The organism is Herbaspirillum sp. YR522, from assembly GCF_000282575.1.
GTDB lineage: Bacteria > Pseudomonadota > Gammaproteobacteria > Burkholderiales > Burkholderiaceae_D > Herbaspirillum.
This window is the reverse complement of the sequence record NZ_AKJA01000165.1, coordinates 1-10,576: the sequence shown is the minus strand read 5'-3', so window position 1 is coordinate 10,576 and position 10,576 is coordinate 1. Positions and strand designations below refer to the sequence as shown.

General features: G+C 65.5%; 9 protein-coding genes. 4 read left to right on the top strand and 5 right to left on the bottom strand.

The annotated features are described in order from the left end of the window. Window positions 1–294: 294 nt before the first annotated feature. Window positions 295–1,830, bottom strand: coding sequence for a methyl-accepting chemotaxis protein (locus PMI40_RS22710; RefSeq protein WP_008120417.1), 1,536 nt, complete (start codon window positions 1,828–1,830; stop codon window positions 295–297). 290 nt (window positions 1,831–2,120) lie between these two features. Here PMI40_RS22710 and PMI40_RS22705 point away from each other — a divergent pair, with 290 nt between their 5' ends. After that, a complete protein-coding gene (locus PMI40_RS22705; RefSeq protein ID WP_008120415.1) occupies window positions 2,121–3,614 on the top strand; it encodes a deoxyribodipyrimidine photo-lyase in 1,494 nt (497 codons plus the stop codon). 8 nt (window positions 3,615–3,622) lie between these two features. On the opposite strand, the gene PMI40_RS22700 is transcribed toward PMI40_RS22705, so the two are convergent. After that, on the bottom strand, window positions 3,623–5,221 hold the full coding sequence (locus PMI40_RS22700) for an MDR family MFS transporter (protein ID WP_008120413.1): 1,599 nt from the start codon (window positions 5,219–5,221) through the stop codon (window positions 3,623–3,625). Window positions 5,222–5,343: 122 nt separating this feature from the next. Then, entirely contained in the window at window positions 5,344–6,708 is a 1,365-nt protein-coding gene (gene pmbA / locus PMI40_RS22695; RefSeq protein ID WP_008120412.1) for a metalloprotease PmbA, read from the bottom strand. 80 nt (window positions 6,709–6,788) lie between these two features. On the opposite strand from pmbA, the gene yjgA reads away from it, so the two are divergent. Further along, window positions 6,789–7,391 (top strand): ribosome biogenesis factor YjgA, encoded by a 603-nt coding sequence (yjgA, locus tag PMI40_RS22690; protein ID WP_008120409.1) that lies wholly within the window; start codon window positions 6,789–6,791, stop codon window positions 7,389–7,391. Further along, a complete protein-coding gene (mog, locus tag PMI40_RS22685) occupies window positions 7,381–7,992 on the top strand; it encodes a molybdopterin adenylyltransferase (protein ID WP_008120407.1) in 612 nt (203 codons plus the stop codon). Before yjgA ends, mog begins: the two co-directional genes overlap by 11 nt. A 45-nt stretch (window positions 7,993–8,037) precedes the next feature. Here mog and PMI40_RS22680 read toward each other — a convergent pair whose 3' ends face one another. Beyond that, window positions 8,038–8,691, bottom strand: a complete 654-nt coding sequence (locus PMI40_RS22680) for a hypothetical protein (protein ID WP_008120405.1) — start codon at window positions 8,689–8,691, stop codon at window positions 8,038–8,040. Between the two features lie 146 nt (window positions 8,692–8,837). Here PMI40_RS22680 and PMI40_RS22675 point away from each other — a divergent pair, with 146 nt between their 5' ends. Next, complete coding sequence (locus tag PMI40_RS22675; protein WP_008120403.1) at window positions 8,838–9,533, top strand: alpha/beta hydrolase; 696 nt, start codon at window positions 8,838–8,840, stop codon at window positions 9,531–9,533. A gap of 141 nt (window positions 9,534–9,674) precedes the next feature. Here the strand turns inward: PMI40_RS22675 and PMI40_RS22670 are convergent. Continuing rightward, window positions 9,675–10,576: alpha/beta hydrolase (locus tag PMI40_RS22670; RefSeq protein WP_008120402.1), on the bottom strand; the 902-nt coding region annotated here is incomplete at its 5' end.

Sequence of the window (10,576 nt, the reverse complement as noted above, 5' to 3'; positions counted from 1 at the left end):
CGAGTCCCTCCGTGGGCACCAAAACATAAAAGGTCGATTGGCGAAAGCCGATCGGCCTTTTGCGTGTTGGGGCCCTCCTTCGGTACGCCGCTGCGCGGCTACTCAGGACGATCGGCTTTTCTGTCACCCTCCCACCCTTGGGACTGAGCCGCGCAGCGGCGTATCGAAGACGCACCCATACCGCCGCAACCGGGCGCATCGGCTTTTTCCCTACCTCCCAAACCGTTCGGACTGAGTAGCCGCGCAGCGGCGTATCGAAGACACGCCCGCGCCGCACGGAAGGGACGAACATCCCTACAACCTGAACACGCCCACCGTCTGCGACAGGGTCGCTGCCTGGTCCTGCATCGCGCGCGCTGCCGCGGCCGCCTGCTCGACCAGTGCCGCGTTCTGCTGGGTCGCTTCGTCCATCAGGGCGATGGCCTGGTTCACCTGCTCGATGCCGTCGCTCTGTTCCCGGCTGGCCGAACTGATCTCGCCCACGATATCGGTGACACGTCGCACGCTGGCCACCACTTCGTCCATCGTCACGCCGGCCTGCTCCACCAGGCGACTGCCGGCATCGACCTTGGACACCGAATCGTCGATCAGGGTCTTGATCTCACGGGCGGCCGACGCCGAGCGCTGCGCCAGCGAGCGCACCTCCGATGCCACCACCGCAAAGCCCCGCCCCTGCTCGCCGGCGCGGGCCGCCTCGACAGCCGCATTGAGCGCCAGGATGTTGGTCTGGAAGGCAATGCCATCGATGACGCCGATGATGTCGACGATCTTGCGCGAAGACGCATTGATCGAGCCCATGGTCGAGACCACCTGCGACACCACGCTGCCGCCGCTGACGGCCACCTCCGAGGCCGATACGGCCAACTGGTTGGCCTGCAGCGCATTGTCGGCATTCTGCTTCACGGTCGAGGTCAGCTCTTCCATGGCCGAAGCGGTCTCTTCGAGCGAACTGGCCTGCTGCTCGGTACGGTTGGACAGGTCCAGGTTGCCGTCGGCGATCTCGGTGGAGGCCGCGGCGATGGTATCGGTGCCCTGGCGCACCTGGCTGACGATGCGCACCAGGTTGTCGTTCATCTCGCCCAGGGCCTGCATCAACTGCCCGGTCTCGTCGCCCGACCCGGTTTCGATGCGGTTGTCCAATTGCCCACCCGCCACACGCCTGGCCACCTCGACGGCAGAGCGCAATGGTCGCACGATCGAGCCGGTGATGCCCCAGGCCAGGGCGATACCGACGGCCAGCGCCAGCACGCCCAGCGTGATCATCATCACGCGGGCGCTGCGAAAGACGGCGTCGATCTCGGTGGTCAGGCTCTTGATCCGGTCTTCCTGCAGGCGCGCCAGCTTGTCGATGGCAGCCAGGTAGACCTGGCCCTGGGGCAACAACTGATCATCGACCAGCTTGCGGGCGGCGTCTTCGTTGCCGGCGTCCTTTTCCTTGAACACGGCGGTGTTGGTGGCAATCACCGCCTTGCGACGTTCGTTGATCTCGCCCAGCGCGGCGCGGCCGGCGTCGTCCGTGATCAGGGCCTCCATCTGCTTGACGTACTCGGTGTTCTTGCCGATGGTGGCGACGATCTGGTCCTTGTAATACTTCTGCTGCACCGGGTCGGCGTTCTTGGCAGCGGCCACGATACGCCCCACATTGAGTTCGATCGACTTGTAGAACTCGCCCACCAGGCGCTCCTTGACCAGCGCGTCATTGACCATGGTGTCGTTGAGCGTGCCTACCGAATGCAGGCGCCAGACCCCGATCGCGGTGATGATGCCCATCAGTACCAGAATTGCGGCAAAGCCCAGCGCCAGCCGGGTCCCTATCTTCATGTTCTTCATCCGATTCCCCTGTCACCCCACAAGGCGCGGCCGAATGGCGCGGCGCCACCTGAACCTACCGTCCCCTCCCAGGGACACTTCATTCTAACGGCGGCTAACCGATGCCACTTGAGCCATGGCAACCCCGGCACCGAAAAACAACGGTGCCCGCTAGCTGCGCCGTCGTATCGCGGTCGTACAAACAGCGACCGGACCAAGCACATCCACCGGATGCCTTGCCGACAACATGCGGGCTGGCCGCCCTTGCCGAGCTCGTCTATCATCGCGCTTTGCCCCCCCGGACGCTGCCCATGCCAAGATTCGACCACTCCCTCGTATGGTTCCGCCGTGACCTGCGCGACACCGACCATGCCGCGCTCTATTACGCGCTGTCGCAAAGCCGCCAGGTGTCTTGCGTGTTCGTCTTCGATCGCGACATCCTCGACGCGCTCGCCGCCGACGGCGTCGGCCAGGACCGCCGCGTCGACTTCATCCTGCAATCGGTCACCGAACTCGACACCGCATTGCGCGGCGCCGGGGGCGGCCTCATCGTGCGCCACGCCAGTGCCACCGCCGCGATCCCGGAACTGGCGCGGCAGTTGGGCGTACAAGCGGTGTTTGCCAATACCGACTACGAACCGCAGGCGGTCGAGCGCGACCAGGCGGTGGCCGACCGCCTGAGCAAGGATGGCATCCTGTTCTTCAGCAGCAAGGACCAGGTGATCTTCGAGAAGGACGAGATCCTGACCCGCAGCGACACGCCCTTTTCGGTATTTACGCCCTACAAGAATGCCTGGATGGCAAGGCTGGCAGAGGCCGATGGCGATTTCTTCCTGAAGCCCTACCCGGTGGCCAGGTACGCGCGTGCGCTGGTGCCGCCGCCGGCGGCGCTGGCGCAGCCGATACCCTCGATCGCGCAATTGGGGTTCGCGCCCAGCAATTTGGACGAATTGAAGATTCCCACCGGCATGAGCGGCGCCGACGCACTGCTGGACGATTTTCTCGACCGCATCGGCGCCTATGGCACGGCGCGCGACTTTCCGGCGGTCAAGGGGCCATCCTACCTGTCGGTACACCTGCGCTTTGGCACCGTGTCGATCCGCTCGCTGGCCCGTGCCGCATTGCAGGCAATGCACGCCGGGCGAGGCGCCGCGGGCGCGGCCACGTGGTTGTCGGAACTGACCTGGCGGGATTTCTATTTCATGATCCTGCACCATCACCCGCGGGTGGCACGGCAGGCCTTCAAGCCCGACTACGACGCCATCGCCTGGGAGCGCGGCGCGCAGGCCGAGACCTTGTTTGCGGCCTGGTGCGAGGGACGTACCGGCTATCCGCTGGTGGATGCGGCGATGCTGCAGATCAACCAAAGCGGCTACATGCACAACCGCCTGCGCATGGTGGTGGCCAGCTTCCTGACCAAGGATCTCGGCATCGACTGGCGGTGGGGCGAACGCTATTTCGCCATCCACCTCAACGATTACGACCTGTCGGCCAACAACGGTGGCTGGCAATGGGCGTCATCGTCGGGCTGCGATGCACAACCCTACTTCCGCATCTTCAACCCGGTCACGCAGTCAGAAAAATTCGATGCCGAGGGCAAGTTCATCCGGCGCTACCTGCCGCAACTGGCCAAGCTGCCGGCCAAGCGCATCCACGCCCCATGGACCGCCACGCCCGATGAGCTGCGCCAGGCCGGCCTGGTGCTGGGCGAGGACTATCCGCGGCCGATCGTCGACCACGCCCAGGCGCGCGCGACCACCCTGGCGCGCTACGCGGTGGTGAAGAAAGCCGATCCTTCCCCGTGACCTGACCGCTATTCGGACATCACCGGCTCGACCTTGGCCTGCTCGGCGAACTTGATGCGCGGCACCCGGCGCACCATCCACAGGCCCGCCAGGGACGCCACCACGGCGATGGCGATCCCCATGTGGATTGCCCCCACCAGCGCATCGCGCGCCGCGTCCAGCAAGGCCGAGCCGTCATGGCCGGCCTGCATCAGCTGCCCCAGCAGCACCGACTGGATATCGTGGTTGACCAATACCTCGGGGTCGCTGAAGTCCTTGAGCCACTGCGCAGCGTGGTCGCTTTCGAGCGCCTTCTGCACGCCGTTGCCATACATCTGCCCCACCAGGGTGCCGGTCACGGCCGTGCCCAGCATGCCGCCGATCATGCGCAGCGACTGCAACAGCGCCGTGGCGATGCCCAGGTGTTCGCGGCGCGCCGCCTGTTGCGCGAACACGGTCAGGTTGGGCAAGACCAGCCCCAGGCCGAAACCGCCGGCCAGCATGGTCGCCAGCATGAAGCCACGACCGGTGCCCCGGTCGCACAGCACCACTCCCATACAGGACAAGGCCACCAGCACGAAGCCGACCGTCATCATCATGTTGGGATTGGGAATGCGGGTGATGATGCGGCCGTTGACGATGCTGGCCACGGTGATGCACGCCACCAGCGGCGTGATCAGCAGCCCCGCCTCGCGCGGCGACATGCCGAAGCCGCCCTGGAACAGCAGCGGCGCATACATCAACAGCGAAAACATGGCGAAGCCGGCCAGCACCGATAGCGCGAACAGGCTGGCCAGCGCCGGATCGCGAAACATCTCGAAGGGCAGGATCGGCTGGGCCGCGCGGCGCTCCCATTTCCAGAGCGCGACGAAAGCGACGATGCTGCACGCCAGCAAGGCCGCCATGCCCGGGCTCAGGCCGCGCTTGGGCAGCAGCTCGACCAGCAGTTGCAGGCTGCCCAGCGACAGCGAGATCAACAGCGCCCCCGGCCAGTCCAGGCGCATCTTGCCCTGGTGCTGCATGTGACGGATATGCGGCACGAAGCGCCAGACGAAGTACAGCGAGATCACGCCGATGGGCAGGTTACAGTAGAACACCCAGCGCCAGCCCAGGCCTTCGGTCAGGATCCCGCCCAGTGTGGGGCCGACGGCGGTGGCGATGCCGAACGCGGCCGACAGGATGATCTGCCAGCGCAAGCGCACCCGCGGATCGGGAAAGAGATCGGCGATGGAGGCAAAACAGGTGCCGACCAGCATGCCGCCGCCGATACCTTGCAGCCCGCGCGCCAGCACCAGGAACAGCATGCTGTTGGCCATGCCGCACAGCGCCGAGGCGCCGACGAAGACGATGATGGAGGCGATCACGAACGGCTTGCGGCCGAAGTAATCGCCCAGCCGCCCGAAGATCGGCACCGTGATCACCGAGCTCAGCAAATAGGAAGTGGCGACCCAGGCGTACAGGTCGAAACCCTTGAGCTCGGCCACGATGGTGGGCAATGCGGTGCCGACGATGGTCTGGTCCAGCGCCACCAGCATGATGACGAAGCAGATGCCGAGGGTGGCCAGCAGGGATTCTCTGAAAGGCAGGACTTGGCCGCTCGAATGGGCGGCTTCGGTATGTAGGGCCATGTTGGTTGGACAGCAATCGCTAAGGACGACCGTGGCGGTCAATGCTGCATTCTACCAACGCCCTGCATGACGTGCAGGGCGGTGCCGCACAGCAAGATCCCGGCCCCGGCCCTGCCCCGGATTCAGTCGCCGGCCACCGTCATGCTTTCGAGCAGGATGGAGCCGGTTTCCTTGGTGCCGCGTACCAGCGTATCGTTGCCGATGGCCACGATCTGGCGCAGCATGTCCTTCATGTTGCCGGCGATGGTGATCTCTTCGACCGGATACTGGATGACGCCATTCTCGACCCAATAGCCGGACGCACCACGTGAATAGTCGCCGGTGACGTAGTTCACGCCCTGCCCCATCAGTTCGGTCACCAGCAATCCAGTGCCCATCTTCGCGAGCATGCCTGCGAAGGTGTCGGCCTTGGTGGTCAGCGCCGAGGTCAGCGCCAGGTTGTGCGAGCCGCCCGAGTTGCCGGTGGTCTGCATGCCCAGCTTGCGCGCCGAATAGGTCGACAGGAAGTAGCCCTGCACCACGCCATCCTTGACCACCTGGCGCTTGACGGTGCGCACGCCTTCCTCGTCGAACGGGGCCGAACCGACGGCGCCCACCACATGCGGGTCTTCATTGATCTGGATGTGCCCCGGAAACACCTGGGTGCCCAGCGAGTCGAGCAGGAAGGTCGACTTGCGGTACAGCGCGCCCCCCGAGACCGCCTGCACGAACGCGCCCAGCAAGCCGGCGGCCAGCGGCGCCTCGAACAGCACGGCGCATTTGCGGGTGGTCAGCTTGCGCGCATCGAGGCGCGCCAGCGCACGTTCGGCGGCATAGCGGCCGATTGCCTCGGGCTCGGCCAGCAGCGCCGGGTCGCGCTTGGACGAATACCAGTCGTCGCGCTGCATGTTGCTGCCGCGCCCGGCAATCGGGGCCACCGAAATGGTGTGTCGCGAAAACGGGTAGCCGCCCACGAAACCACGCGAATTGGCGGCCACGAAGTGCGAATGCTGGGCGTAAACGCTGGCGCCTTCGCTATTGGTGATGCGCGCATCGGTATCGAGTGCGGCCTGTTCGCAACGCTGCGCGATGGCAACGGCTTGCTCGGTGGAAATATCCCAGGCCGAGAACAGCTTGAGGTCGCGCGGTTTCATTTCGAGCATGTCGGCGTCGGGCAGGCCGGCGCAGTCGTCGATGGCGGTGAAGCGCGCAATGTTGTAGGCCGCCTCGACCGTCTCGCGTAGCGCCTGCTGCGAGAAGTCCGAGGTGCTGGCGTTGCCGCGTCGCACCTGGCGGCCCTCGCCCAGGAACACGGTCACGCCGATGCCCTTGTCCTTGTTCTGCTCGATGGTCTCGATCTTTCCCTTGCGCACTGCCACCGACAGGCCGCCGCCTTCGCTGATATCGACGGCCGCGTCCGAGGCACCTTTCTCGCGGGCATAGCGCAACACATCTTGCGCCAATTGCTTCAACTGGTCTTGACTATGGGTAAATACGCTGTCGCTCATGAGCCTGTTTTCTCTGGAATACGGGGTAAAACGGTTATCATAGCAGCCGTTTAGTAATAATTTTCTGCAAAGCCATACTTATGCCTAATGCGAACCGCGGCGCAGTCGGATTCCAGTCGTCCGAATTCGAACAGGAATACGACCGCCCTTCCAAGTCCCAACTCAAGCGCGAAAGCGACGAGCTCCAGAAACTGGGCGAGGCGCTGGTCGCCGAACCGCGCGACCGCGTCAAGCGGGTGCCGATGCCCGAGGATGTGCGCGACGCCATCCTCGAATGCCAGAACATCAAGGCCCATGAAGGCCGTCGACGCCAGATGCAATACGTGGGCAAGAAGATGCGCACCCTCGATCCCGAAGAGATCGCCATCATCCAGAAGACCATCGACAGCTGGCGCGGCGCCTCCAAGTCCGAGACCGCCGCCATGCACGCCCTGGAACGCAAGCGCGAAAAACTGCTGGCCGATGACGACGCCCTGACCGCCCTGCGCAGCCAGTACCCCGAGCTCGACCTGCAGCACATGCGCACCCTCATCCGCAACGCCCGCAAGGAACAGGCCGAGAACAAGCCGCCCAAGGCCTATCGCGAGATCTTCCAGATCCTCAAGCAGCTGCAGGCGGGCGCGGCGCGCCGGGCCGACGACGAAGAACAGCCAGACCAGGAAGACCAGGACGATGGGCACTGAGCGGCGCCCACTGCTGATCGGCCTGGTCTCGATTTCCGACCGGGCCGCCGGCGGCGTCTATGAAGACCGGGGCATCCCGGCGCTGGAGCAATGGTTCGGCGCGGCACTGGCCAGCCCCTGGAAGATGCATACCCGCCTGATCGCCGATGAACAGCCGCTGATCGAAAAGACCCTGATCGAACTGGTCGACGAGATCGGCTGCGACCTGGTGCTGACCACTGGCGGCACCGGCCCGGCGCGGCGCGACGTCACGCCCGAGGCGACGCTGGCCGTGGCCACGCGCGAGATGCCTGGCTTTGGCGAGCAGATGCGCCAGATCAGCCTGAAGTTCGTGCCCACCGCAATCCTGTCGCGCCAGGTGGCGGTCATCCGCGAGACCGCGACGCACGCGGCGTTGATCATGAATCTTCCCGGCCAGCCCAAATCGATCAAGGAAACCCTCGAAGGCCTCAAGGACCAGCACGGCCAGCAGCAGGTAGCGGGCATCTTCGCCGCGGTGCCGTACTGCATCGACCTCATCGGCGGCCCCTACATCGAAACGGTAGAGTCGGTCTGCCAGGCCTTCCGCCCCAAGTCGGCGATGCGCCCAGCCCCCAACTGACCACCAGAGCGTCAGACCGTCAGACCGCCCGGCGGCCGGCTGCGCTTACCGCGGGCAGACGCCCTGGTCCTTGCCGCCGCACAGCGTGGCCGCATTGAGCAGGTCGAGATATTGCTGCAGCCGGGCCGGCGTGACGCGGTAGGCATATTCCTTGAGTTCGTTGGCGGTGGCAGGACGCCAGCCGAACTGCAGCACGAACATCCGTTCGCTGCCCTGGTAGGCCGCCACCACCGCCCCCTCGCCGTAGGGCGCGGCGCTTCCCGCACGGTCACAGAAGCCGCCCGACACCGATGTCGGCACGCCGTTGGTCACGCTGTCCTTCTGGCGCATGGCGACAAAGCGTCCCGGGCAGGCCCGTTGTACCGACTGCATCACCTCGCTGATGGCCACCTGCGCCACCGTCAGGTTGCGCGCCTTGATATTGGCCAGCAAACCGGCCTCGGGAAAACTGCGCCGCTGCACGCTCATGTAGCCCTCGCGCCAGGAGTCGTGCGCCTCGTTGGCCGGCATGAACTCGACCACATAATCGCCGGCCGGCTCGCCGTTCATGTACGCCAGGCGCCAACCGGGCGGTGGCGAGACCATCAGGTTCTCACCCGTGGGTTGGAAGATGGCCCCTTCCAGCCCTTCGGCGCCAGCCAGCGCCGGCAGCATGGCCACGCAGGCCAGCGCGGCGCAAATCGTTTTGGACAATGGCATCGGTGTTCTCCTGGGCGACGCGCAGATTTTCTGCCGCGTTCATCGTATGATGTGCGCTTTTCAGCAACACCGTATTGTGCCCGCGCGTGGCGTTGCGCACAAATCGCTGGCCCCTTTCCACCCTCACAGGACACCAGGACCACATCATGGCCACCCAGCTCGAGACCATCCAGATCGACACCGCTCCCAACCCCACCGCCAGCGTCATCTGGATGCACGGCCTGGGCGCCGACGGCTCGGACTTCGTGCCGATCGTGCGCGAACTCGACCTGGCCGGTTGCCCGCCGATCCGCTTCATCTTTCCCACCGCGCACACCATGCCGGTGACGGTCAACGGCGGCTACGTGATGCGTGCCTGGTACGACATCTTCGCGCCCGACCTGGTACGACGCGAGGACGAGCCCGGCCTGCGCAATTCACAGGCGCTGGTCGAACAGCTGATCGCCACCGAGAAGGCCCGCGGCGTGCCGGCCTCGCGCATCGTACTGGCCGGATTTTCGCAGGGTTGCGCAATGACGCTGCAGGTCGGCCTGCGGCATGCCGAGCCCCTGGCTGGCCTGATGTGCCTGTCAGGCTACCTGCCGCTGGCGGCCAAGCTGGCCGACGAACGCCACGCGGCCAACCAGGACACGCCGATCTTCATGGCGCATGGCACGCTCGACCCGGTGGTGGTGCTGGCGCGCGCGCAACAATCCTTCGAAACCCTGGCGGCGCTGGGTTACCAGGTCGAGTGGCACGACTATCCGATGCAGCACTCGGTATGCGGCGAGGAAGTCGAGGATATCGGCCTGTGGCTCAAGAAAGTGCTGGGTCCGGCCAGCGGCGCGGCGCGCGTGGAATAGGCCGAAACCGGGCGCGGGACTGGCCCGCCGCCTTCGCCACGACGACCGCCAGCCGCGCTTGCAAGCGGCAAGGCGCCCTGCCATGTAAAAACCCGTCGTGCCGGCCAATGCCGGGACGACGGGTTGCGCGATGAAGCCAGCTTACTTCAGGTGGAACTTCAGTTCCTGCCCGGCCTGGCGCATTGCCGCCTCGACCGCCGGCACCTTTGCCAGCACGTTCAACAGGCCGAAGTCGTGGATCATGCCGTCATACCGCACGGTGGTGACGGCCACGCCGGCCGCGGCCAGCTTGCGGCCATACGCCTCGCCCTCGTCGCGCAGCACATCCTTCTCGGCGGTCTGGATCAGGGTTGGCGGCAAGCCCTTCAACTGCTCCGGTGTCGCCTGCAGGGGCGATGCGGTGATTTCACGACGCTTGGCGGCATCGGTGGTGTAGCTGTCCCAGAACCACTTCATCATGTTCCTGGTCAGGAAGTAGCCATCGGCAAACTGGTTGTACGAACCGGTGTCGAAGTTGGCGTCGGTCACCGGCCACAGCAGCACTTCCGAGCGCAGGGCCGGACCACCCTTGTCCTTGGCCATCAAGGCCACCACCGCCGCCATGTTGCCACCGACGCTGTTGCCTGCCACCGCCAGGCGCTTGCCGTCGACCTTGATCTGGGCACCGTTCTCGGCCACCCACTTGGTCGCGGCATAGGCCTGGCTGATCGCCACGCCGTAGCCTGCTTCAGGCGAAGGCGTGTAGTTGACGAACACCGCCACCGCGCCCGAATTGGCGACCAGGTCACGCACCAGTCGTTCATGCGTGGGGAAGTCGCCCAGCACCCAGCCGCCACCGTGGAAGAACATGAATGCCGGCAAGGTCTTGGCCACGCCGGCCGGGCGCACGATGGTCAGCTTGATCTGCTGGCCGTCGGCGGTGATGGTCTTCTCGGACACGTCGGCCTTGGGCAGGATCAGCTTGACCCCGGACTGGGCGCCACTCAGCACGGCCCGCGCAGCGCTCGGCGAGAGCTGCTCGAGCGGCTTTTCGCCGCCCGCCT